21 protein-coding genes and 1 tRNA gene are annotated in these 22,920 nt (G+C 51.5%); 9 read left to right on the forward strand and 13 right to left on the reverse strand.

Annotated features, from left to right (window positions below):
• From IG82_RS0100215 to IG82_RS0100245, 4 genes are all read left to right on the forward strand, one after another.
• Entirely contained in the window at nt 1-384 is a 384-nt protein-coding gene (locus IG82_RS0100215; protein WP_031933704.1) for a hypothetical protein, read from the forward strand.
• Between the two features lie 260 nt (nt 385-644).
• Nucleotides 645-720 (forward strand) — tRNA-Glu (locus tag IG82_RS0100220).
• 379 nt (nt 721-1,099) lie between these two features.
• Complete coding sequence (locus tag IG82_RS0100235; protein WP_156095265.1) at nt 1,100-2,263, forward strand: hypothetical protein; 1,164 nt, start codon at nt 1,100-1,102, stop codon at nt 2,261-2,263.
• A gap of 230 nt (nt 2,264-2,493) precedes the next feature.
• Nucleotides 2,494-3,129, forward strand: coding sequence for an outer membrane protein (locus tag IG82_RS0100245; RefSeq protein WP_216476110.1), 636 nt, complete (start codon nt 2,494-2,496; stop codon nt 3,127-3,129).
• Between the two features lie 99 nt (nt 3,130-3,228).
• Here IG82_RS0100245 and IG82_RS0100250 read toward each other — a convergent pair whose 3' ends face one another.
• From IG82_RS0100250 to IG82_RS0100315, 13 genes are all read right to left on the reverse strand, one after another.
• The gene (locus tag IG82_RS0100250; protein WP_245591044.1) at nt 3,229-4,914 is read right to left on the reverse strand and encodes an ABC transporter ATP-binding protein; all 1,686 of its coding nucleotides are present in this window, start codon (nt 4,912-4,914) and stop codon (nt 3,229-3,231) included.
• A 186-nt stretch (nt 4,915-5,100) separates the two neighbouring features.
• A complete protein-coding gene (locus IG82_RS0100255) occupies nt 5,101-5,604 on the reverse strand; it encodes a cell cycle transcriptional regulator TrcR (RefSeq protein WP_031933708.1) in 504 nt (167 codons plus the stop codon).
• A gap of 105 nt (nt 5,605-5,709) precedes the next feature.
• Nucleotides 5,710-6,168, reverse strand: a complete 459-nt coding sequence (gene ndk, locus IG82_RS0100260) for a nucleoside-diphosphate kinase (protein ID WP_245591045.1) — start codon at nt 6,166-6,168, stop codon at nt 5,710-5,712.
• A gap of 33 nt (nt 6,169-6,201) precedes the next feature.
• Nucleotides 6,202-6,486 (reverse strand): Asp-tRNA(Asn)/Glu-tRNA(Gln) amidotransferase subunit GatC, encoded by a 285-nt coding sequence (gene gatC, locus IG82_RS0100265; protein WP_031933710.1) that lies wholly within the window; start codon nt 6,484-6,486, stop codon nt 6,202-6,204.
• A complete protein-coding gene (topA, locus tag IG82_RS0100270; protein ID WP_172642840.1) occupies nt 6,476-8,776 on the reverse strand; it encodes a type I DNA topoisomerase in 2,301 nt (766 codons plus the stop codon). Before topA ends, gatC begins: the two co-directional genes overlap by 11 nt.
• A 67-nt stretch (nt 8,777-8,843) precedes the next feature.
• Nucleotides 8,844-9,965, reverse strand: a complete 1,122-nt coding sequence (dprA, locus tag IG82_RS0100275) for a DNA-processing protein DprA (RefSeq protein ID WP_052545523.1) — start codon at nt 9,963-9,965, stop codon at nt 8,844-8,846.
• Nucleotides 9,966-9,991: 26 nt separating this feature from the next.
• Complete coding sequence (locus tag IG82_RS0100280; protein WP_031933713.1) at nt 9,992-10,573, reverse strand: glycerol-3-phosphate acyltransferase; 582 nt, start codon at nt 10,571-10,573, stop codon at nt 9,992-9,994.
• Between the two features lie 109 nt (nt 10,574-10,682).
• Nucleotides 10,683-11,360, reverse strand: coding sequence for an HdaA/DnaA family protein (locus tag IG82_RS06775; RefSeq protein WP_052545524.1), 678 nt, complete (start codon nt 11,358-11,360; stop codon nt 10,683-10,685).
• Between the two features lies 1 nt (nt 11,361).
• Complete coding sequence (locus IG82_RS0100290) at nt 11,362-12,435, reverse strand: AI-2E family transporter (RefSeq protein WP_031933715.1); 1,074 nt, start codon at nt 12,433-12,435, stop codon at nt 11,362-11,364.
• Complete coding sequence (locus IG82_RS0100295; RefSeq protein WP_172642841.1) at nt 12,408-12,980, reverse strand: CDP-alcohol phosphatidyltransferase family protein; 573 nt, start codon at nt 12,978-12,980, stop codon at nt 12,408-12,410. Before IG82_RS0100295 ends, IG82_RS0100290 begins: the two co-directional genes overlap by 28 nt.
• A 104-nt stretch (nt 12,981-13,084) precedes the next feature.
• Complete coding sequence (locus tag IG82_RS0100300) at nt 13,085-14,830, reverse strand: F-box protein (RefSeq protein ID WP_031933717.1); 1,746 nt, start codon at nt 14,828-14,830, stop codon at nt 13,085-13,087.
• Between the two features lie 591 nt (nt 14,831-15,421).
• Complete coding sequence (locus tag IG82_RS0100310) at nt 15,422-16,192, reverse strand: hypothetical protein (protein WP_156095266.1); 771 nt, start codon at nt 16,190-16,192, stop codon at nt 15,422-15,424.
• 192 nt (nt 16,193-16,384) lie between these two features.
• Nucleotides 16,385-17,503, reverse strand: coding sequence for a hypothetical protein (locus tag IG82_RS0100315; RefSeq protein WP_156095267.1), 1,119 nt, complete (start codon nt 17,501-17,503; stop codon nt 16,385-16,387).
• A gap of 467 nt (nt 17,504-17,970) precedes the next feature.
• Here IG82_RS0100315 and IG82_RS0100330 point away from each other — a divergent pair, with 467 nt between their 5' ends.
• From IG82_RS0100330 to recO, 5 genes are read left to right on the forward strand one after another with little or no spacing between them, the layout of a single operon-like run.
• Nucleotides 17,971-18,507 carry a biotin transporter BioY gene (locus IG82_RS0100330; protein ID WP_082191977.1) on the forward strand — a complete coding sequence of 179 codons (537 nt, stop codon included), beginning with the start codon at nt 17,971-17,973 and terminating at the stop codon, nt 18,505-18,507.
• Between the two features lie 46 nt (nt 18,508-18,553).
• Nucleotides 18,554-20,575 (forward strand): transketolase, encoded by a 2,022-nt coding sequence (gene tkt, locus IG82_RS0100335; protein ID WP_031933723.1) that lies wholly within the window; start codon nt 18,554-18,556, stop codon nt 20,573-20,575.
• Between the two features lie 24 nt (nt 20,576-20,599).
• Nucleotides 20,600-21,187 carry an RpiB/LacA/LacB family sugar-phosphate isomerase gene (locus tag IG82_RS0100340; protein ID WP_245591046.1) on the forward strand — a complete coding sequence of 196 codons (588 nt, stop codon included), beginning with the start codon at nt 20,600-20,602 and terminating at the stop codon, nt 21,185-21,187.
• Nucleotides 21,180-22,070: a GTPase Era gene (gene era / locus IG82_RS0100345; RefSeq protein ID WP_172642842.1), complete on the forward strand. Its 891-nt coding sequence runs from the start codon at nt 21,180-21,182 to the stop codon at nt 22,068-22,070. The genes IG82_RS0100340 and era overlap by 8 nt, the downstream gene beginning before the upstream one ends.
• Nucleotides 22,067-22,750, forward strand: coding sequence for a DNA repair protein RecO (gene recO, locus IG82_RS0100350; RefSeq protein WP_031933726.1), 684 nt, complete (start codon nt 22,067-22,069; stop codon nt 22,748-22,750). The genes era and recO overlap by 4 nt, the downstream gene beginning before the upstream one ends.
• The last annotated feature ends 170 nt before the right edge of the window (nt 22,751-22,920 follow it).

Genomic DNA, 22,920 nt, shown 5'->3' on the forward strand with positions numbered 1-22,920 from the left:
ATGAAAAAAGTATTGATGATGGCGCTTGTGGGCGTGATGGGGTTAAGCTTTGTGGGGGATCTTGAGGCCAGGCGCAAGGGCCTCATTCCTGCCAAAAAAAGCAGGGCATTGAAACATAAAACACAAAGGGCGATACAAAAAGCCGGGCATGCAGCCTACAAGGAGCTGGAACCCATCATAAGAGAAGCAGTCAAAGAAGGAAAAATGTTTCTCAAAGAAGAAAAAGAGGCATTTAAGGATGAGCTAAGGCAGGAAGCGCACGCGCAACTGCAACGAGGAAAAACCTATGCCCGTGGCCAAATTCAACAAAGCAAAGATTATGCCCGCGGCCAAATCGGCAGCCCAAGAAACACACACTCTGATGCAGGTCCTGGCGTCAAGTAAACCAAGAAGACTGAAGCCCCTGCGATCAGCGCTCGCCATACGGGTGGTTCGGCGGCGCCGGGCCGTCCGACCGCTGGGTGATGAGCTAAAAACCCTCGCCTTCGCGGGGGCGTCATAAGGCAAGGTTTACCCTCAGGAAAGATAGCTTTCCAAAAGGGGCCTTGCCTTTCGCGCAGATTTCGGCAACACTGAATAGGCCCTGGTGAGGCGCCGTAAGGTGCGCTCTGGGGAAAACGTTGGCGTTTTTGGACATCGTTTATGTCCCCTTCGTCTAGAGGCCTAGGACACCGCCCTCTCACGGCGGCAACAGGGGTTCGAATCCCCTAGGGGACGCCATACTGCTTCATCGTTGACGTTCGAGCGTTTGGGTAAGCGTTTCAGATGCGGCGCCAAAAGACGCGATCAAAGGCATGACCAAAGGGCACAATCAAGAGAAGTCTTCACAAGGGTGCTAAACGTGGGCGCCCTGGCAAGAGATCCAGCAAAAAAAGCTTATCCACAGGAGATGTTGTTAAAGGGCCTAAAAAAAGTTCCCCAAGGACGAGGTCCGCCAAGAGGGCCATTCGCAAAGAAGGCCATTTTTTGTGATCTCTTTTCTTAACGAAGCCGCCTATATAGAAAAAATTTTAATAAAAATGCTGGCAAATCATTTTTTTGTCCTTTTGACAGAGGCAGTTAAGGCGCTTTGAGGACAAAGCTGTGCAAAGGTGACATCATGGGCACGTTTCTAAAGCTATATCGGGATGGATTGCGTATGAGAGCCTTCTTCTTTTTTTTCTTTACATTGCTTTTTGCCTTTCATGTTGAGGCTGTGCATGAGGTGCATATTTTACAAGAAGGGCACACAGTGCTCACCCCCTCGCTTCGCAAGGGTGTTGTAGAGGTTCATTTGCCGGGGCGGGAGGCGCGCGCTGCGATTCTCAAAAACGAAGCCTTCAAAGAGCTGGAGCGGGATCGTTTGGCAAACGTTATTCCCAGAGAGCCTCAAGATGTGCACAAGGCACAGGTGATTCACTTTGAGAAGCCGCTCGCGCGTACAGAAAAGGAAAAGAAGGCACTAGAGGCCTGGGATGAGGTGGCATGGTTTCATCCTGTGGGTCTTGCGCGAGGTGCTGTACATACAGACAAACCGTTTGCGTGTAGGACAGTTGCATCTGGTGTGCCCAAAGAGCAAAGGGTTACCTTCAGTGCCTATCATGACTCGCGTCACATTGCGCAAGATGACGATCTGTGGAAAGCCATCGATGCCAGGGAGCTGGATGGTCATGGTGTGTCGACGGTCACGTCTTGTTCATGTGGTTTGTTGTCTTCACTGAGAATGTTTTTTTCAGATGAAAGGCGTGGTGGGCTTATTCTTGATCTTAAAAGCCACAATATCTTGGCGGCTTCACCTCATGACTTAAGCACACCGCAATCGATTGAGCTGCAAAGCACAGAGCGCTTTGTGTATAAAAGCGGTGACTGTGAAGACTTGTCTTTATACGCTGCCATGAATCAAGGGATTCAAAGGCCTCAAGATGTGATGACAAAGGGGTGGTTGGCGTCATGGTTTTTGGGCCCATGGAATGAGATTTTTTACACACCGTATGACACGGATGTGACGGGCATTTTTGTGCTTACGTCGGCTAAGACCATGAAAGAGCTGAAAGCCTCGTCATTGTGGGCGCAGTATGCACCTTTTGTGAGCTATGCTGCAGAACATGATTTACCTGTTGTGGGTATTCATCTTGATGACGAGCCCCGTTTGATGGAGAGCATAAAAGCCCGTGTGGCCACATGCAAACAAGGGTTTCAAGATTTCGTGAAGAGATGTCAAAACAGCTTTCATCGCGCGTTTTCTTTTATGCAGCAGCCAAGCCGTGAGGAAGAAAATATATAGCCCTTTATGGTGTGAGAATCTTCCCGCTTTGACAAAGTGAATGCAGGGAACATGGTGGCAGAGGCTATCTTAGCTTGTCGCAAAGACAAAGGGTTAGCTAAGAATCTGTGTTTTTGGGTGGTTTTCTTTTACACTATGGGCAACGTTTTTTTGGGAGAAGGTGCATGATGGGGCGGATTTGTGGCGCAAAACAGAAACAATATAAACCATATCTGGGTGTGGGTCTTTGCATGTTGGCGTGGTGCGCCGACGGCATGGCCAGCGGCCCTTGTGTGGGCGTAATGGGGGGCATGCAAACGTCGCAAGGTCAGCGCACCGATTTGGTGGATACGTTCGCGCTGGCCTATGAAAAATCCTTTCGCAGCCATGGCCCCCTGGGTTATGTGTCTGCAGGCTATGAGTGGTCTTTTTTGTTCCCCTTTGTGCGCACGGAAGCCTATGTGGGTTATGATCAATCTGTGAGTGATGCGGCATCGATGATGATCCCCGTAGGGCCTATTTTATACAGTCGTCTCCAAAAGGGGTGGATGTCCGGGCTGGCCGTCAGCGGTGGGCTGTCTTTGGGGGTGGTGAGCCCTTATGTCAAGGTGGCGTTTGGCTGGCATCAGCTGCGGTATACCTATCGTCAGGAAGTGTCAGGATCAACGGTTTATACGCACAACGCAAAAACATCTGCGTGGGCGCCGTCCTTGGGGCTGGGGCTGCGTGCCCAATTGCTGGGCTTAGCGGCTCACTTGGAATATCTCTATACAGATCTTTCAAGCGCAAAAAGCATTTCCTATGACAGTGTGGGCTGGGAAATCAACCAAAGCCTGAAACATTGGCGTGCCCATGCCGTGATGGTGGGTGTCAGCTATGTTTTCTAGAAAAGCCCCTTTAAAAGGCGTGCCTAAGGAGGTGCTCACACCTTTCTGCTGAAGTCTTTCTGTCTAAACCTCTTTGGCACGGGGGCGTTGGTTGCACGTTTAGCTGCCGGTTAGAAAGTCCCCCACCTGTTTGCTCCATAGCTCTTTATAAAGCGGGGATTTTCTGAGCAAAGATTTGTGTGTGCCCTCGGCGACAATGTTGCCATCATCAAAAACCAAAATACGATCCATGGACATCAGGGTTGAGAGGCGGTGGGCAATCACCAAGGTGGTTTTGCCGGCCATCAATGTTTCAAGCGATTGCTGTATATTGCTTTCTGTGAGGGAGTCAAGCTCAGACGTTGCTTCATCGAGAATAAGAATCGGGGCATCTTTTAAAAAGGCGCGTGCGATGGCAATGCGTTGACGTTGTCCGCCAGATAGCCTGAGTCCTCGCTCGCCCACCATGGTGTCGTACTGCTCAGGCATTTTTTTGATAAACGTATGGGAAAGGGCTTTTTTAGAGGCCTCTAGCACCTCTTTATTGGTAGCGTCATGGCGTCCATAGCGAATGTTTTCGGCAATGCTGCGGTGAAACAAAATGGGGCTTTGGGGAATAATGGCAATTTGATTGCGAAGCGATTCTTGCGTGACGTCTTGAATGTTTTGGCCGTCAATGGCAATGACGCCTGATTTAATTTCAAAAAGGCGCAAGATCAGGTTAACAAAGGTTGTTTTGCCACTGCCCGAGCGGCCCACCAGGCCAATTTTTTGCCCAGCTTGAAGGGTGACAGAATTGTTCTGAAACAAAGGCTCTTCCCCGCGATACTGAAACTGTACATTTTGAAAGCTAATCCGCCCGGCTTTTACCACAAGAGGTTGGGCGCCCGGCTTATCTTTGATTTCAATGGGGGTATAGACCAGCGCCAGGCCTTGGGTGACGCTGCCCAGCAGCTCTGTGAATTTAGAAAAATCTTTTGAGAGCGACCACAAACGATCCACGATGGTGATGTTGATGGTCAAGATCAGGGCAAAATCACCGGCAGATACGCCCCCTTGATGAAACCCGTTTAGCAACCACAAAATGCAGGCACTTTGATATGCCACAAACGACATGCCTTGGAAAAAGAAAATCCAGAAAAAGAACCAATCTCGTCCCTGGGCGGCATTGACAAGGGAGGAAAGCTTTTTCTTCAAGATTTGCTTTTCTTTATGTTCGCCGGTGAAAAAGCGCACACTCACCATGTTGGTAAGCAGATCCACGATTGAACCCAACACAGATGCCCGTTTTTCTGAATATTTTCTTGATAAATGTTGGGCCTTGGGCGCAGAGATTAAGGTGGCGCCAATATAGACAACGCACCACAGGCTTAAGGCGATGGCAAAACGCACATTCACGGTCCACAGGGTGGTGATGGCAATGAGCAACGCCAAAAATTGGGCCAAAAACTGATCTGAAAGCATTTTAAGAAGGTCAGGGATGCCGCTCATGACATCTTGGATTTTGTTGGCCTGGTTGCCGGAGAGGTGGGTTTGATAAAAGGGATGCGCATGGCGCATCATGCGCTGCATCAGCAAAAGGCCCGCATGCCTTTTGAGGGGGGCATTCAGGTGAATCCACGCAAAATCATACCACCGAAACATGCACCCAATCAAAAAAGTGAGAAAGATATAAAAAGCCGCTGGTTTAAGAAGGTGGGCATAGGCTTGTTGTGGAGGCAGGCTTTGAATTTGGTCAAGCATAACTTTCAATAAATAGGGGCGCACAGAAAAATCGATGGCCCACACAATAGACACCAACCCCATACTTAAGGACCAAAATCGAAAAGGTTTGATCATTTGCCATAAAAAAGCAGGCAGAGAAAAACCTTTCCTCAAAAAAAGAGGCCGGTTTGCGGGCATGGGTCTATTTTTAACAAAAACATTCACGTCACTTGCTTTCAAACGTTAGTGCACAGGTGTGCAATCGCGGTTTCCTCTAGGAAAGCTGACTTAAGAGAGGTCAGATTTCTCAACGCTTACAGCATCGAGGGCATCATGAAGCTGCTTTTCCGTGCATAAACCCAGCAACACAGGATGGTGAGGCTGGATGTCTTCTGAAACGTGCGTCCGGTTTTTCACAGCTTGGATGGTTTTCGATGTTGTGGCAATCAGGCTTGCAATCTGAGCATTACTGAGCTGAGGATGATGCTTAATCAGCCAAGCGATGGCCTTGGGGCGATCTTGGCGTCGTGCAATGGGTGTATATTTGCGCTCTTTGCCAGGCTTTTTTAATCCTTGCAAAGGATTTTGAAAGACAAGCGTTGCCTTTTCGTCTGCGAGACAGCGATCAATTTCCTCTTGCGTGAGCTGACCATTAAGCAACGGGTTTTCGGCTTGAAGCCCGCCCTCTTTGAGGCGTTTCAACTCTAAAAAATGCAGGCCACACGAACGACCGATTTGTTGGTCCGTCAGGTTTGTGTTTTGAGAAAGCCAAACGGCTGTCGCGCGCGCCATGAAAGGAACCGGGGTTTTACTGACCACCACAAGCAACTATCTTAGAAGAATTCCCTCTAAGGGTAATACAATCGGCGTCTTTTTTCAAGACAAGGATCGCGGTGTTTACTTCACCCAGGGCAGAAGCTCAATCTGGCTAAAAAAGAAGGGGATCTCTTTACAGGCGGTGTCAAAGCTGTCCGATCCGTGTACAGAGTTTTCCTCAATAGAAACGCCAAATTCTTTTCTCAGCGTGTTATCTTGCGCTGCTGAGGGGTTGGTGGCCCCCATCAGAGACCGATAGTCAGCAATGGCGTTCTCTTTCCTTAACACTTGCGCGACGATAGGTCCACAGCACATGGATCGACACAGATCTTCAAAAAAGTTGCGATCCTTGTGCACGTCGTAAAAACGAGCCGCCTGATCCAAGGTGAGGTGAAGACGCTTTTGAGCAATAATTTCAAAGTGCGCTTCCTCAATTCGGCTGTTCACGCGCCCCGTCAGATTACGTTTCGTAACATCAGGTTTGAGTAGGGACAATGTACATTCCATTGACTGACTTTCCTTTTTGACCTCTTGATCCATAGTTCTGTCTTTCCTATTTGATGGCGTTAACAATCATGTAATAAACTTGGGTATGCAAAAAAAGTTGTTCTCTTTTTGCGGGGCATTGCGCGTGATGGTTTCTGCGCCGGCTGTGGGTTGAGGTGTGTCTTGACGAAGCGGCGCCTTGGCAGGCCAGGGAATAATCATAGGCGACACATGTGACATATCTACCTGTTTAAGCTCATCTAAAAAAGACAATATCTGCGTGCAATCGTCACGAAGGCCCTCAATCTCATGAGGTTCAAGACTCAGATAAGCGAGCTGCGCCGCCCGTAAGAGAAAAGCATCATCCACCATCTTTTTTCTTTCCTGCCTGTTCTTTTTTCGCAATGATCTCTAGAATCTCATGAAAGCGCTCTTCGAGCAATAGATCGATATTTTTTATAGAGATAAATTTCTTTTTATAATAAACGTAAGGTCCAAAACGCCCAATATTGCCTGTAATGGGTTCTTTTGTCTCGGGGTGAAGGCCAAGATCTAGGGGTAGTTTTCCTAATTTTGTTGCTTCCTCAAGGGTGATGTGTTGGGGCGAGAGCCCTTTGGGCAGAGAAACGCGTTTGGGTTTTTTGTCGCCTTCCCACTGAAGATAAAAACCATAAGGGCCTCGCCGGACGGTGACTTCCTTCTGCAAGTGCGGGTCTTCGCCCAAACTGCGGGGAAAGGAGGTATCTTCTTCAGCATCATTTTCAGTGTGGCTGTCTAAGGCATCCAGGGGTTTCATATGCTTGCATTCGGGGTAGGCATTGCACCCTAAAAAAGGTCCATATTTGCCCATACGCAGGTGCATCACCCCTTTTTTGCAAGTGGGGCACGTGCGATCTTTGCCTTGAAAAAGATGTTCTTCAAGGGCTGTTTCTACCTTTTCGAGGACATCCACGGTTTTGAGCTCTGTGGTTTTGTCCACGGTGTGTTTGAAGGTGTCCCAAAACTCTTTCAAAAGATCCTTCCACGCCTTATCTCCCCGTGACACGGCATCAAGAGAAGCTTCCATACCGGCTGTAAAGTTGTTTTCCACATACTGGGTAAAAAATTGCGTTAAGAAAGAGGTGACAACATGGCCCTTCTCTTTGGGCGCCAGTTGTTTTTTCTCAAGAGATACATAGCTTCTGTCTTTAAGCACTTGCAAGATACGCGCATAGGTGCTGGGGCGGCCGATGCCTAACTCTTCCATTTTTTTAATGAGGCTGGCTTCGGTAAAGCGTGGCGGCGGCTCTGTAAAGTGTTGGGAGGGTGTAAGTTTTTTCAGGTCAAGCTTATCCCCTTCCTTAAGGGGGGGAAGGGTGCGCGCGCCTTCATCCTTTTCATCGTCAGGGTCTTTATCCTCAAGATAGACCTCAAGAAACCCGCGAAACATGCATGTGCGTCCTGTGGCTTTGAAGTGTGCGGTGTTTTCAGGGTGGGCGAGCACAAACGTCACTTGATCAAACAAGGCGCTGGCCATTTGTGAGGCCATGGTGCGGCGCCAAATCAGGTCATAAAGAGCCCACAGATCTTTGTCGAGGGTGGTTTTCAAGGTGTGAGGGGGCGCCTCAAAGTTGGTAGGCCGAATGGCTTCGTGGGCTTCTTGAGCATTGCGGGCTTTTTTCTTGTAGACACGTACCGAAGGCGAGACATGGTCTTGACCATAGGTTTTGCCGATCACCTGACGCACTTTGGTGAGCGCTTCATCTGTGATGGTGTTGCTGTCTGTACGCATATAGGTGATCAGGCCATCTTGGCCATTCACACCCTCATAAAGCTTTTGGGCAACGCGCATGGTTTGTGTGGCGCCCCATCCCAGTTTGCGGGAGGCCTCTTGTTGCAAGGTAGACGTCATGAAAGGGGGGGCGGGGTGCCGTTTGACTTCCTTTTTTTCAATGGAGGACAGGGTATAAAACGGTGCTTCGGCTTTGTTAACTGCAGCCTGCGCATCTTTTTCGCTGGTGAGGGAAAATTTTTCTAATTTTTTGCCGTCCAGCATGAAGAGAGAGGCATTGACATCATGTCTTTCCTTTTGGAACAAGCCAGCAAGGGTCCAATATTCTTGAGGCTTGAACCGTTCAATCTCATATTCCCGTTCTGAAATCATACGCAGCGCTACTGATTGTACACGTCCTGCGGAACGGCACCCAGGCAGCTTGCGCCACAGAAGGGGCGAGAGCGTAAAGCCCACGAGATAGTCAAGCCCTAAGCGGGCCAGATAGGCATCCACCAGGTGTTGGTCAATGTCACGGGGGGCTTTCAGGGCCTCTAGAACTGCTGTTTTGGTGATAGCGTTGAAGGTGATGCGCTGAACGGTGGGGGGCAATGTTTTGGTTTTAAGGTGTTCAACCACGTGCCAGGCAATGGCTTCCCCTTCGCGGTCAGGGTCGGTGGCGAGAAAAAGCGTGGATGTTTTTTGGGCCGCTTTTTCAATTTTATCTAGATGGGATTTATTTTTGTCCACCACCTGGAAGGTCATATGAAAATCGTCACTTGGATCCACAGAGCCTGACTTGGCGGGCAAGTCTCTCATGTGGCCATAGGTGGCCATGACAGTAAATTGTTTGCCAAGATAGCGACTCAAGCTCCTCACCTTTGCAGGAGACTCTACCAACACAAGATTCACAGCATCTTTTCCCAATGAACGTGATCCAGCTGTATACCTGTTTTTTTAACAAAAAGTAAGTCTTTTTTTAGGCAGCATGCATTTTTTTATACACATGCCCTCGGTCATCGCTGGTGATGAGTCCGCCAATCTCCAGCTCTGTCAAGGCTGCTTGCATTAAAGGCAAAGGCATACCCAAGGTGTGTGCAAGGGTTTCTATGGAGACAGCGGTGGCAGAGATCATCCCTGTCAATTCATGGCAAGCCGCCTCCACATCGTGGTCAGAAACCACATAATCATAAGCGGCCGCGTCCTCTTGTACATGGCTGATGGCGTGGGTTTTCATGTGGTGATATTCTTCAAGAATATCTTGTGGTGTTTGGGTGAGTTTAGCGCCCTGGGCAATCAGGCTGTTAGGCCCGCCGGCGCGCGGATCATGAGGATGACCCGGAATGGCAAACACAGAACGCCCTTGTTCTGTGGCATAGTGCGCGGTCAAAAGAGAGCCTGATTGTAACAAAGCCTCCACCACAAGCACCCCCCACGATAGCCCCGACACAAGACGGTTTCGCCTTGGAAACAAGGTGGCATGCGCTTCTGTGCCTAAGGGAGATTCAGAGATCAACAACCCCTTGTCTTGAATGGATCTGTGCAGCTCTTTATTTTGGGGAGGATAGATGTGATCAATGCCTTGGGCCAGCACAGCAACCGTGCCTGTATCAAGAGAGCCTTTGTGAGCAGCGCTGTCCACACCTTGCGCCAGGCCTGACACAATGACCATGGCTTCACGCCCTAACGCTTGGGCAAATTCAAAGGCCACTTTGTGGGCCAGCGCGCTGGCATTGCGGGCGCCCACAATCGAAAACATGTCTTTTTTCAGCCAGGATAGATCCCCCCACGCCATCAGCAGTGGTGGCGCATCATGAAGGGCGCGCAATCTTTCAGGGTAAGCATCTTCAGGAAAGGCGATGAGGTGAATGCCTTGACTCTGGATCTTCTCATACTCTTGCTCGATAGCATCTTGGGAAGGAATCTTAAGAGGTTGGGTGCGGCCTGCCCTCAGTGTCATTTGTGGAAGGCGTTTCAGGGCGTGCTGGGCTGTTTTAAAGCGGTGCAGCAGGTGATGAAAATTGACGGGCCCGACGTTTTCAGAGCGAATCAGGCGCAGCCAGGCCATTTTTTCCTTATTGTCAAGATAAGGTGCGTGCATAACCAAAAAATCCTTTCTCCCTTTTTTTATGAGACGGTGTGCTCTTTGTGGTGCATAAGCCGGAGAATGTTATCTCTATGGGCGATGATAATCAAAAAGCTCATGCACCCCACCCATATGCCGACCCCGGCGTCTAAGAGCACGCCAAAAAGAAAAGGAGCCATCAAGGCCACAATCAATGAAGCCCAAGAGGCTGTGCGGCTGAGGGCGCAAATAAGAGCCCAGAATGTCACGAACATAAGGGCCAGAGGCCAGGCATAAAACGCCATGATGCCAAAGAAGGTGGCCACCCCTTTCCCCCCTTTAAATCCAAGGCTGACAGGCCAAATATGGCCGATCAAAACGCTGACGCTGGCGCACCCTAAGATAAAAGAGGAAGGTTCAATGGCATAGGCGATTAGCAAGCTTAAAAACCCCTTCGCGGCATCCCCTAAAAAGGTGATCACACCATCAAGCCTGTGCCCCGACCGCCATACGTTGGATGCGCCTAAATTGCCAGAGCCTTTGTGGCGCACATCGCCATAGCCCCTCACGCGCGACAGGATGAGAGAAGGAAAAACATTGCCAAGAAAATAAGAAAAAAAGACAACCAAAAACAGTGAAGTCATGACGTGGTCCTGCCATTGATCCAGCTTTGCTGACAGTCTACCTTATTTTCTTGCGCGTCGCCAAGGTGTCGATAAGATAATTTTTTTGACAAGACCTGTGAGGTGTCCCTTATGAGAAAGCAGGGATGTGTTCGCACACGTTTTTGATCAGGTCAATGGTGACGGGTCTTTTGTGACGCAGGCTTTCTGAGGCCAGGTGGCGTACAAGTTGTTGCGTTTGTCCCATGGATCGCTCAAGCCGGCGCATCAAAAAGAGCACCACATCTTCAGAGACCGTGAGGCGCTCTTTGTGAAACAGGTTGTGCATAATTTTTTTCCACAAGGCATCGCTGGGTGGGGGCAGGCCAATGGTGATAAGTGTTTTAAGGCGCGAAATCAAATCAGGCGAGCATGTGTCGGTGTTGAAGAGGGGCGGGCTGCCCAGAAAAAGACACGACCCCTTTCGTTCACATAGGATGTTATAGGCCGCAAGCATGTGATCAGCGTCGGCTTTGGTGCGCGTGTGCGCGTTGACATCATCGATCAACACGTGGGGCGACGGGGCGTCATAAAGGGCGCTCATGTCGTGTGAGGGTGACCAGATGTGTGCCCCAGCTCGTTTGGCCCACACGCGGCCCATGTGCGATTTACCCACACCAGGCGGGCCATACAGAAAAAGCCCCCGCGCTGGCCACTGAGGCCACGCTTGGATCCACGACCATGCCTGTTGGTTGGTGTGGTCCACAAAAAATGCATCGTCTCGGTCATGATCTTGAATATCGAGAGGAAGAAGGATTTGGTGCACCATCTTAAGACTTGGCAGGGGCTTTCTGAAAAAAGGCTGTGGATTGATAAAAAGCCAGCCCCTCTTTAATCAGGGCATGCACAAACGTAGCTATCGGCAAGGCCAATAACACCCCCCAAAACCCAAAAAGGGTGCCAAGCGCAAAGATGGCGAACAGCACCCACACAGGGTGAAGGCCCACGCGCTTGCCGATAAAGAACGGGATAAAGAGAAACCCCTCCAGCAACTGCCCGCCAATGAGCACAATCATCAAGACGATCAAGGTGGTGAGGCTGGGCGTGTTCACCAGCGTTAAAATCACAGCCAATAGGGTGCCGAGCGTCATGCCGAGATAGGGAATAAAGATCAAAACACCTGTCAGCACCCCCAGCATAAACCCATGGGTCAGCCCCATCATTACAAAAGCCATGGCCAGGTACGTGCCCATGCATAAACACACCAACAGCTGTCCGCGGATATAGCCGCTCAAGCTCTGATCAAGCCCTTCAAAAAATACCATCCACCGGGGCCGCACGCCATGAGGAATGAGGTTTTTGATTTTGGCCACGATGGTGGGCCATTCAAGCAAGCCATAAAACATGACAAACGGCGTGACGCAGGTGTAAAACAAGAACCGGGTGATGCCCTGCGCGTTGGACAGCAAAAATAAGACCTGGTCCGTGCCCCAGACAAAGGCTTTTTGCAAGGCCTTGGGCACCATCAGCTCTGATTGCTTTAAGACAGGGTCTGTGTGGATTTTTTCGAGGATGATCGCCATTTTCGGGCGCACAAAATCCAGTGCCTCTTTGGTGTAGAGCGGCAACTTATAAAACAGTTTTTGCAGCTGAAATCCCAAAAAGGGCAGCAACAACAACCAAAAAGCCGCAAAAACAGCCAGTGTCACCACCACAAGAACAAAGCTAGAAAGCCACCGCGGTACCAGGCGCGCTTCACACCTGTCAATCAGCGGGTGAAAGACATAGGCCAGACCCAGGCCAAACAAAAAAGGCCCCAACGCGTCTTGCACCATATACAAAAACGCACAAACCCCGATAAAAAGGGCCGACCAAATCAGGCGGCCTTTGAAGATGTGATCCACAATTGCCCCCCCCAACGGACATAGAAGAAAAGTGATGTCAAGGTGGTGAGCCACAGCCCGCCCAGGCACACACGCACCCATCCAAACGCCGGCGAAGGCGCCATGGCAAAACAGGCCCCATAGCCTAGGCACAAGAAGGCAAAGAAAAACTGCAAAGCAGTGTGCAGCTTGCCCACAAAAAAGGGTTTCACCACAAAGGTGATGCCTTGGGCTTTAAGGGCAGCCCCCCCGCCCAGAATCAGCACATCGCGCGCCATCATCGCCCCCAACAGCCACGGTGACACCAGTTGCCACGACCACAGGAGATAAAAAAGAGCCAAGGCCAAACACTTATCCGCCACCGGGTCAAGGATGGCGCCCACATCGGTTTGCCCACCAAAACGTCGGGCCACCGCCCCATCTAAAAAATCTGTGAGCGCCGCCCCTGTAAACAGCCAAAATGCGCCCACCCACAGCGGATGCGGCCGCAACAGCATCCACACAAGAAGCGGTGAGGCCAGCCACCTCAATAACGATAACCCATTGACAAAACATACAGACCACATAAGAACATCTCCCATGCCTTGGTGGTGTCGAGCATAAGCTGTTTTTACGTGCCTGACAAGCAGGCGGCGGGGCCAAAGACGAAACAGCCGCCCCACCTGGGCCTCTACACGCTGCCGTCTTTTTCCGTGCTTGGCGCCGGATCTTTCATGAGAGGTGCTGAGGGCATTTGTGCGGTGGGTGTCTTGGGTCCACGGATGTTGATCAGCACGTCAGGGTTATGTTTAAAAATAGACTCAAGATTGCCCACCCACCACTGTTGGAAACGATGATTGAGAATGGGAATAACATAGCTGTCATCTAGTATATCCGTCGAAGGTGCCGGTTTTGCATAAAAAGGACCAACCTTCAAGACACGGTTTTCGGGCTTACAGGTCTGTGAAGTATGAAGATGGCAATGCATATAGTTATGTATCTTTGTTTCCAGGTCGCCATCAGGCAAACGCATGTACCCACGCCTATCAATAAAAAGTTTTGTGTGCACAACCTCTTTTCCCTCAAGATCACGCATCTGAAGGCATACATAAGGGACGATATGAATCTCGTGATCAGAAACCTTCACTTCTTCCTTTTGATAGGAGAGAGCAGGCACATAGAGCTGTGTGATGCCTTGTGCTGTGGCATAGTCTTGAGGAATAGACAACCCTACACGTGAAGCCAAGGTAAGATAACGCGCTAAGGGCGATAGACCAAGGGTGGACATATCTATATCCAACAAGGTGCATAGAAATTTGCACGATAGGCCAAAGCTGAGTGTATCGTGATCATCTAGATACGTTGCAATATGGCGGATGAGCTCCTCAGGTAAGTCCAACATCCCTGCCTTGGGTTCACCCTCCTGGCTGGGGCGGGCGTCTTGTGGCGCACTTGGGGTGAAGTGTGTTAGCTGTTTACGTCTTTCGTCTTCAGAAAGTTCTTCACCTTTCGGGCTAGGTGGCGGGCGAAAGATGATGCAAAAAGGGTCGGTCGTGATGCCCCAGTCGTTGGGCTGGTTTTTGTAGAAAAAACCATGCTTAAGGCAATGGGTTTGATCCCATTCTCTCCCATCAGGGGTCTTGAATTTTTCAATGAGAACAAGGGGATGTTGTTCTTTGAAGGAAGGTGTTTGTAGATCTTCATACCCATAATCCTGGCCGGCATATCCTAATAGGGGCGGGCAAGAAAGTACAATGGGTCTATCACCTTCACACAGGGTGCGATCAAGGCTGAGAAGGGGAGATATAGAGACGATCTGCACTTGAGGCAGGAGTTTGGGAAGAAAGAAATTCTTACGCCAATGGGCAAGGGGATCACCACCCCCGTCACAAAAAAATACCTTCAAAGAAGGCAGGTGCAGGCGAGCAGTGTCATAATAAGAAAGAGGTGAGCGGGTAAGCCTCAGGGTGGTAAGCTTTTCGCTTGTGAGGTGCTGCAAAGCATGAAATCCAACGCCGGTGAGAAAAAGAGAGTAGTTTATTTTTTCCCTCTGCCATGTTTCCTGTTTTGGTATACCGAGCTCCATCTGCTCAAAAAGCCCGTCGATGGAAAGCTTGCGTTCGCCCGCTTCTTTAATGTTTGTGACGACCTGGGATCCCTCTCCCCCTTGTCCTGATCCCCCCAAAAAGGTGCGTAACGCATGTTGGTCTTGGTACCGGACAGTCATCTGAGTGAGGAGACACCCTTTGGCAAGGTGATCAATGGTGTTGGTGTCAAGAGGAGACGCCGTGGTGGCAGATGACGCCGAAGCGGTCGTGGCCGGCATGATCTCTTGTGGATTGTCAGGCTGGGACGGGTCAGCGGCCCCTAAGGGCGTGACAAGGGACGCCAGCGCCAACAGCACAGAAAAAACGGAGGAAGAGAGCAAGCGCATCATAAAGGTCTCACAGAGTAAAAAAAGAGGTGATATTTTATGTCTAAGTAAAACAAAAATGCCAACATGTCAATTTTTTCAATCACTTAACTGTGTGATTTGCCAGCATTGGACCTGCCAGTATTTGATCTGCCAGAGCTTGAGCTAGCCGTGCTTGAGCTACCAACATTTGATTTTCTCGCACGGGGTCGTGGGTGGTTTGTGGTTCACCGCGGATCGGTGAAGGGGGGTAAGGGTGGCGCCAAGGGTGAGGGGTCAGAAAGCCAGCCATTGTGCTGGCCAATCTGGTGAGGTAACCACCTTCCCTAACGGGTCACCAACGGGGTTATCCCATGCATGACAACCCATGTGCCGGCCCGGCAAAGAGACGGTGAAGACAGATCGCAAGGAACAGATCGTAAGGAACGGGTTGTAAAGCACAGATCTTGAGACACGCAGACCTTTTAAGGGGCGGCGGCCGATCCTTTAAGGTGGCCCGGCAGGCCCTTTAAGGCACACAGATCCCGCCCTACCGCTTTGATGCCAGGGTGTGTGGCGGCCAGGGGGTGGGGTGCTCTTGATGCGGGTCTTTAACTGTCCAGCGTACCCCCTTTTTTATGAGGTGGTGCCGTCTTTTCTCTGGTCGTAGGCTGTTTGGTCACCCCCGGCTTGGTCAAAGCTTTCCGCGGCACCCTCACTGTCCACGTGGGTGTCGCCCTGGCCGTGGCGATCAGCGCCGTCGTCTTTGGTGGCACTTTCTTGGGCATCGCTCTTTCTGCTCAGGCCTTCGGTGCCTTTTGAGGCGCCCTCAAGCGGGTTGGTGCTAACATCAAACCCCTCAACAGAAAAACGCGCCAACTTGGGTGCCTGCGGGAATGTCCGACTTTCTTCAGAAAGAGTAAGGGGTGTGTACCCTTCAGGACGCAGCGCATACGTTGCCTCCAGATCGTCTCCTATCATGGTCAGGCTGGTCAACTGCCCCAGGTTTGCGCCCCGGATGACGGAGAGTATATCCTCTATCTCTATGTCTGCTTGCTTGGCAAGATCCAGTCTTTCTAGGTTGGGGGCGAGCCTTAGCAAGTGCGCTAATGATTTTTCCTTATCTTCTTCTTTTTCATTCAAAGAATGCTTGGTGATAAAAAGGGTTAGATGATGCAGGTGAGGAAAAGGTTTTTCTGATTCCCCAGGCTTCTCTGGGTCCCTTTGGATACGCCAGCCCCCTTCAAGACGCAGCTCTTCAAGGTCATGTTGGTGGCTCAGATTCAGCGTGATGATGGCATCTATGCTTAACGAAAGAACCTTAAGGTTGGGTGCACACGCGATTATCTTCTCTAGTATGTCGGGGCCATTTTCGAAATCCATGTGATGCCATGTAAGATGCGTCAAGAAAGATAAGGCCGCCTTTTGGTCGCAAATGCTTGGGTTTACGCGGTTGTAAAGAGAAAGCCTTGTTATGGACGAGGGGCGGACATCCATCCATGCATCCGTCAATGAAAGTTCGCCAACCTTCAGGCCTTTGAAAGCTGGTCCTCTATCCACCACATCGTCTTCATACGCACCACAAGAAACGGTAAGTCGTTAGAGCGTTAGGTTTTGCGCTGTCAGTAGACTGAGCCATCTTACCTCGTGAAGGCTAACGTCTGTGAGCTCGAAGTTATCTTGTTTCCACTTTTCATATTGTCCGGGTCTTTCTTTTTCCCCTGTCACACAGAACCAAGACAAATGCAGCTTGCGCAAGGCTGGCATAGACGTTTTTGTAAAAAGCTTCATAGGGATTTCTAGCCCCTCATGAGACGTTAAGCTTAAGCTTTGAAGGCCCTTCATGTCTGATAGCTTTACTAACTGGCCAGATACCTTGTCTTTATTTTTATTGTCTAATGTTAATGCCAGGGTTTGAAGGGGTAGGCCCACAAAGCGTTCCCACGCCGTATCATCAGAGATGTCGGTCCTGTCAATATGCAAGATGCGCAAAGCTTCCATTTGCTCTAAAGCATGAACAAAGTCTTGCGTGAGGGGCTGAGCGCCAAGCGACAATGTAACCAAGCTTGGCATGCAGGATAGGTACGCGATGTTGTCAACCTCTTTGTAAAAAATGCGCTTTATATGTAACGCTGCCAACCCCGGGGTCAGGCATTGAGGTTGATTGTCCTTAGAGAGGGTCAGCAAGCCCATCTCAACGAGTAACCCTTGACCTTGTTTCCTATCAGCCATTAACTCTTGATCGTCGATGGACAGATGCTTCAGTCTTGGCCAGAGGCGCCAGTCCACAAATGTGGTATGTGTGTGCGTGTACTCAAGGTGGGTGACGCGCCTTGCAACAGGAAGGGGAACCCCTGCGACCTGTTCCAGCTCTCCTTCATCTATGTTCCACACGGTCATTCCCCAACCCGAGTCCTCTAGGAATTCGTGGAGATCTCGCCCTTCACCAGAAGAAGAGACCTCTCCGACTATGTGCCCGTCTCTACATGAGCCCCCATAAGGCATTATTTTCAAAAAGACGTCGCGCTCGTCACCCTCGCTCAAGTCTTTTATGCGTTCTTTGGCCTGGTGTACGGTGAGGGGCCTTTGGGCCGACCCTAATGCTTCATGTAAGAGGCCATCGCCTGGGCTGGCGTCCTTCGCCTCAGGTGGCGGCGCCCACACCATCTGGTGTGTGGCGAGGGTGAGCAGTACACAAAAGAAATGTAAAAAACGCATGATCGACCCCTTTGGCGTCAAACCTATGAGATGACAAAAAACACGAAGATTCGAGCTTATTTTTGACAAAAAGTCAACAGATATAGCTTCGCCTGCCTGTTTTTTAGGATGGGTGTAGGCAAATAGCTTGCTCGCACAGTTTTGGTTACCAGAAGGCAGGGAAGAAACACGTCAGAAAATGGGGATTTTTCCTCAAAGGCAACATCTCTTTACATCTTTGCACGATCCATCTTTGTGACCAGGCATAGGGGCATAGGGTCTTTTTTTTCTCAGAAAATGATCGAGCGAGAGGGCCTTTGGGGGGAGTTTCTTTGGGGGCGGGGACAGGGCTCTGATGGGCGTGAAGGTTGTCATCAATCTGTGTTTGTTCCTTGCGTCAACGCTGTGTCAGGCTTTATTTTTTGCTTGGCAAGGGTGCCTTTTTTGGTCTAGAGTGGGCGTGAGGAAGAGCGTATGGGGAGATCCTTATGTTTCAAAAGGTTTTGCGCGCTGAGAGTGCGTCGTTTATGTGGGTGCTGGGCGGTGTGTTCGCCTTGTTTGCGGGCTCTCAGATCAGCTTGCAGTGGGCGCCGGTGCCGTTTTCATTTCAGACCTGTGTGGTGCTGGTGATCGGGTTGTCTTATTCCTCGCGCCGGGCCTTGGCCACGCTTCTTGCCTGGATTGGGATGGGGGCCATGGGGTTGCCCGTGTTTGCCGGCTATGCCGGGGGGTTGCCCTGCCTTTTTGGGCCCACCGGCGGTTATTTGATGGGCATGGTGGCAGCGCCTTATGTGATGGCGTGGCTGCGGGAAGCTTTTTCTTTAGATACACTCACCAGTCATGTGGCCTTGTGCCTTGTGGGGCTTGTGGTGGTGTTTTCGTGGGGGTGTTTGTGGCTGTCTTCCTTTGTGCGGTGGCCGGTGGCCATTCAGGTGGGGGTGATGCCCTTTCTGTTGGGGGATGTTGTGAAAATCGGGCTTGCCTGTGGCGCAGTGCGCTGGGGGCGTCATCGTTTGTGGCTGTAAAAGGCTTACGTGCGTAAGGGCCGTGGGATAAGAGTGAAACGTTGAGATGGCATTGTTAACAGATTCCCAGCTTACACGCATGGCAGCAAGTGTGCGTCTTTTGTCTATTGACGCCATTGAGAACGCGGGCTCGGGGCATCCGGGGTTGCCGCTGGGCATGGCCGATGTGATGGCCGTGTTGTGGGGTGAGTTTTTGCATGTAGCGCCCAACCACCCTGAATGGCCTGATCGTGACCGCTTTGTGTTGTCGGCGGGGCATGGGTCGATGCTGCTTTACAGTCTTCTTCATGTGACGGGGTTTGAGGTGTCGCTAGCGGATCTCAAGGCCTTTCGCACGTTGCACAGCCGGACCCCTGGGCACCCTGAATATGGGGTCACGCCTGGGGTGGAAGTGACCACCGGGCCCTTAGCCCAAGGGTTGGGGCATAGCGTGGGCATGGCGTTGGCCGAAGCCTTGTTACGCGCCGAGTTTGGCACAGACGTGTGTGACCACTGGACCTATGTGGTGGCCGGGGATGGGTGTTTGATGGAAGGGTTGTCTGCAGAAGCCATCTCTTTCGCGGGTCATATGAAAATGTCACGGCTTGTGGTTCTTTTTGATGATAACCGCATTACCATTGATGGCCCCACATCGCTCAGCACATCAGAAAACCAGCGTGCCCGTTTTGAGGCGGCCGGTTGGCACGTGGTAATGGTGGATGGTCATAATTTTGCCTCTATCCGGGCAGGGCTTCAGGCTGCGCAGGCAGAAACCGCCAAGCCTTCACTTTTGATGTGTCGCACGGTGATTGGGCGCGGTTCACCCACCAAACAAGGCACTGCGGCTGCGCATGGGGCGCCCTTGGGGGCTGAGGAAGCCGCTGTGGCGCGGGCAAGCCTGGGATATGGCGCGGCGGCGCCCTTTGCGGTGCCGCAAGACGATCTTGCGTTATGGCATGGGGTGAAAGCACGTGGTGAGGCTAAGCGCCAGGCTTGGCAGGCCCGTCAACAGGCTGACCCTCATAAGGCCGCCGCGTTTGTGGATCGCATGGAAAGACGGTTGCCTGCAGCGTGGCAGGCCCAGGTGGCAGAGGCTTTTCTCAAGGTATGGTCGCCGGAACACAAAGCTACGCGGCAATGGTCGGGGCAGATGCTTTCGTGTTTGTTGGAAGTGATCCCTGGCCTTATGGGCGGGTCGGCGGACTTATCGCCATCTAATAATACAAAAACCAAAGCCATGGAGGCGGTGGATGGCGCATTGCACGGGGGGCAATATGTTCATTATGGCGTGCGCGAGCATCTGATGGCGGCAGCCATGGGCGGCATGGTGCTTCATGGCGGGTATCTGCCTTATGGGGGTACATTTTTGGCGTTTTCTGATTATATGCGGCCGGCGGTGCGTTTGGCGGCGTTGATGAATATCCCCACCCATTATGTGTTTACCCATGATTCCATTGGTCTGGGGGAAGATGGTCCCACGCACCAACCGGTGGAGCATATAGAATCGCTGCGCCTGATGCCCAACCTCTTTGTGTTCAGACCCGCCGATGGCATAGAGACAGCGGAATGCTGGATGCTGATGCTGAAGCGCACAGGCCCCAGTGCCCTTTTGCTGTCACGTCAAAAGGTGAGCCCCTTGCGGCGCACCCTGGATCTTGAGGCGACCACAGCCCGCGGGGGCTATGTGTTGTCAGAGGCGAGCCATGCACATCAGGTGACTCTGGTGGCCACAGGCTCGGAGGTGTCGCTGGCCCATGAGGTGCGTCAGCAGCTTGAAGAACAAGGTGTGGGTGTGCGTCTTGTGTCGATGCCGTGCCGCGAGCTTTTTTTGGAACAAGAAGAGGCGTATCAGGCGGAGGTTCTTTCTTGGGGGCAGCCTGTATTGCGGGCGTCTATCGAGGCAGGGGCTACCCAAGGGTGGCGGGCCCTTTTAGGGGTGGATGCGCTTACATTTGGGGTGGATGGTTTTGGGGCATCCGCGCCGCACGAGGCGCTCTATGCATGGTTAGGGTTAGATGTGCCGTCGGTGGTTAAGGCCATCTTAGCGCGTTTGGCCTCACCAAGGCTGAATCACGCCTCAGGCGGCTAGGCATAGTAGAGAAAGAGGGTAGGTATGTTTGAATCGGTATCGACGGCGCGTTTGTTGGTGATGTTGGGCACGTTTTTGGTGCTCTCGATGGTGAGTGTGGGAGCTTACAACGCCTTAAAAAAGGCGGTGAGAAAACATATGCCGGTGGTGAGCACAAGCCCAGAACTTATGTTTAAACGCGTGGTCATGGCCAGTGATCATCGCGGCCAGGCGCTTCAGGTCACCCTGGCAGAGCTGCCTTACAAAGACGTGGTGCTTGAAAAGGCTGAAAGTAGCGCCTCGCAAGAATCGGTGGACTATCCTGACAAAGTGCCGCCGGTGGTGCGCGCGGTGTCGTCAGGCAACGATGTGTGTGGGGTGCTGATTTGTGGTTCAGGCCAGGGCATGGCCATGGCGGCCAATCGCTTTCGAGGGATTCGGGCGGCCCTGTGTCATGATGAGCAAACGGCGCGGCTGGCTCGTCAGCATAACAACGCCAATGTGTTGGTTCTGGGCAGTGGCTCCACCACGCCTGAGCATGCCAGTGCCATCTTGCGTGTGTTTTTGTCTACACCCTTTGAAGGTGGGCGCCACCAGCCGCGCATAGACAAGCTGGATCAGTTGGGTGACTAGTCCAAAAAAATGTGGGTTTGTGGCTTTGCTGGGGCAGCCCAATGCGGGCAAGTCCACCCTGCTTAATGCGTTTTTAGACACGTCGCTTGCGGCCGTGTCGCCCAAACCACAAACCACCCGTTTTCCCATTCGTGGCATCAGCGTTGTGCAGGAATCGCAGATCGTGGTGGTGGACACGCCGGGATTGTTGGCTAAACCGCAAAGCCGCCTTGAAAAATCCATGATCCAAGCAGCGCAAGATGCGCCTTTTGAGGCCGATGTGGTGTTGGTGGTGGTGGATGTGACCAAAAGCAAAAAACAACTCGCGCGCGCGCTGGCACACATCAAAGGATCGCGTCCCCGTTTTTGGGTGGCGCTCAATAAGATTGATAAAATCAAAAAAGAAGAACTGCTCACGTGGGCTGCCGCCTATGACCCAGAGGCAGACAGAATCTTTATGATTTCAGCTGCCAAAAAAGATGGCACAAAGGATTTGCACCATGCACTGGCAGACGCCATGCCCGAAGGGGCGTGGCTGTTTGAGGATGATATGCTCACCACGCTGCCCGAACGTTTGTGGGCCGCCGAGATCACGCGAGAGGTGTTATTGCGCATGCTGGGGCAAGAGCTCCCCCATAAGCTTTATGTGGAAACAGAACAATTCACCAAGGCCTCACGAGGGTTTGTGCGCATCCATCAGGTGATTCACGTGGCTGAGAAAAATCATAAAAAAATGATTCTGGGACGGGCGGGTCAGATGATTAAAGAGATTTCAACCCGCGCCCGCGAAACCATGTGCGAGCGTTTGGGGCGCAAGGTGCACCTGTTTCTTTATGTCCGCCACACCCCGTTGTGGGAGGAAAAGGCTGATTTTTACCGCCTGGTGGGGTTGCCGTTTTCATGAGGGAGGTGTGTGATGATGCCTATGTTTTGCGCGCCAGGGCCTATGGCGATAAACGGCATTTGATCACGCTCTTGTCCCGTGATCATGGGTTGGTTCGGGTGATGTGGGAAGGGCGCACGCCTTATGATATGGGCACTTGCGTGTGGGCGGCCTATGCACCGCAAGGGGGCAAGATTCCGCTGGCCCGTCTTGAGCGCACGGAAACGCCCTATCCGTCATTAGCGGTCACAAAAACCTTGATGCCTGAAGCTTCCCGCAGCCTGGCAGCGCTTTATGAGGTGTGTCATCTGTTGCCGCGTGTATTGGCGCAGGGGCACCCTTATCCCCCTTTATTTGAGGCTTTGGCCCGCTTGATGGCCAGTGCCCGCAAGGCTGATTTTGCGCAGGCACATATGGTTTTTCGGTTTTTTCTGCTCAAAACGCTGGGGTATGGCATTGATTTTTCACACACATGGTCACAAGGGCTGCGGTTGTTTTGCCAAAAAACGGGCATGTTTTGTGCTCAAGAGACGCAGGACACTCTCAAGGTGCCTTCTTTTTTTGCCACGTTTATGCCCGAGGCCAGCCTAGCTTTGCCCGTCCCATTGAGTGAAGATGCGCTTTATAAGGCCACAATCATTGCTGATCGGTGTTGCCAAGCCTATTTGTCTGTGGATGAGGGGCTCATCATACGCACCTAAAAGGTTCCTTTTGTGCGTTATAGGGCTGCGACACCATGCAAGGTGCCCATGAATAGGCTCAATCGGTTTTTTAAGCATAAAGAAACAAAAAGTAAGAGGGCAAGGTGTATAAATGTGGCGCTATTCTTTGCATGCTGGCATAAGTTGTTCTTTTTATTAAAAAAAAGTAA

The sequence above is a fragment of the Candidatus Hepatobacter penaei genome, from assembly GCF_000742475.1.
Lineage (GTDB): Bacteria > Pseudomonadota > Alphaproteobacteria > Holosporales > Hepatobacteraceae > Hepatobacter > Hepatobacter penaei.

Excerpts from the sequence above, each read along its gene's own strand:
- IG82_RS0100215 (WP_031933704.1), top strand. The coding sequence starts at position 1 with ATGAAAAAAGTATTGATGATGGCGCTTGTGGGCGTGATGGGGTTAAGC.
- IG82_RS0100235 (WP_156095265.1), top strand. The coding sequence starts at position 1,100 with ATGGGCACGTTTCTAAAGCTATATCGGGATGGATTGCGTATGAGAGCC.
- IG82_RS0100245 (WP_216476110.1), top strand. The coding sequence starts at position 2,494 with ATGTTGGCGTGGTGCGCCGACGGCATGGCCAGCGGCCCTTGTGTGGGC.
- IG82_RS0100250 (WP_245591044.1), bottom strand. The coding sequence starts at position 4,914 with ATGGGGTTGGTGTCTATTGTGTGGGCCATCGATTTTTCTGTGCGCCCC.
- IG82_RS0100255 (WP_031933708.1), bottom strand. The coding sequence starts at position 5,604 with ATGGCGCGCGCGACAGCCGTTTGGCTTTCTCAAAACACAAACCTGACG.
- ndk (WP_245591045.1), bottom strand. The coding sequence starts at position 6,168 with ATGGATCAAGAGGTCAAAAAGGAAAGTCAGTCAATGGAATGTACATTG.
- gatC (WP_031933710.1), bottom strand. The coding sequence starts at position 6,486 with ATGGTGGATGATGCTTTTCTCTTACGGGCGGCGCAGCTCGCTTATCTG.
- dprA (WP_052545523.1), bottom strand. The coding sequence starts at position 9,965 with ATGCACGCACCTTATCTTGACAATAAGGAAAAAATGGCCTGGCTGCGC.
- IG82_RS0100280 (WP_031933713.1), bottom strand. The coding sequence starts at position 10,573 with ATGACTTCACTGTTTTTGGTTGTCTTTTTTTCTTATTTTCTTGGCAAT.
- IG82_RS06775 (WP_052545524.1), bottom strand. The coding sequence starts at position 11,360 with ATGGTGCACCAAATCCTTCTTCCTCTCGATATTCAAGATCATGACCGA.
- IG82_RS0100295 (WP_172642841.1), bottom strand. The coding sequence starts at position 12,980 with ATGTGGTCTGTATGTTTTGTCAATGGGTTATCGTTATTGAGGTGGCTG.
- IG82_RS0100300 (WP_031933717.1), bottom strand. The coding sequence starts at position 14,830 with ATGATGCGCTTGCTCTCTTCCTCCGTTTTTTCTGTGCTGTTGGCGCTG.
- IG82_RS0100315 (WP_156095267.1), bottom strand. The coding sequence starts at position 17,503 with ATGCGTTTTTTACATTTCTTTTGTGTACTGCTCACCCTCGCCACACAC.
- IG82_RS0100330 (WP_082191977.1), top strand. The coding sequence starts at position 17,971 with ATGTTTCAAAAGGTTTTGCGCGCTGAGAGTGCGTCGTTTATGTGGGTG.
- tkt (WP_031933723.1), top strand. The coding sequence starts at position 18,554 with ATGGCATTGTTAACAGATTCCCAGCTTACACGCATGGCAGCAAGTGTG.
- IG82_RS0100340 (WP_245591046.1), top strand. The coding sequence starts at position 20,600 with ATGTTTGAATCGGTATCGACGGCGCGTTTGTTGGTGATGTTGGGCACG.
- recO (WP_031933726.1), top strand. The coding sequence starts at position 22,067 with ATGAGGGAGGTGTGTGATGATGCCTATGTTTTGCGCGCCAGGGCCTAT.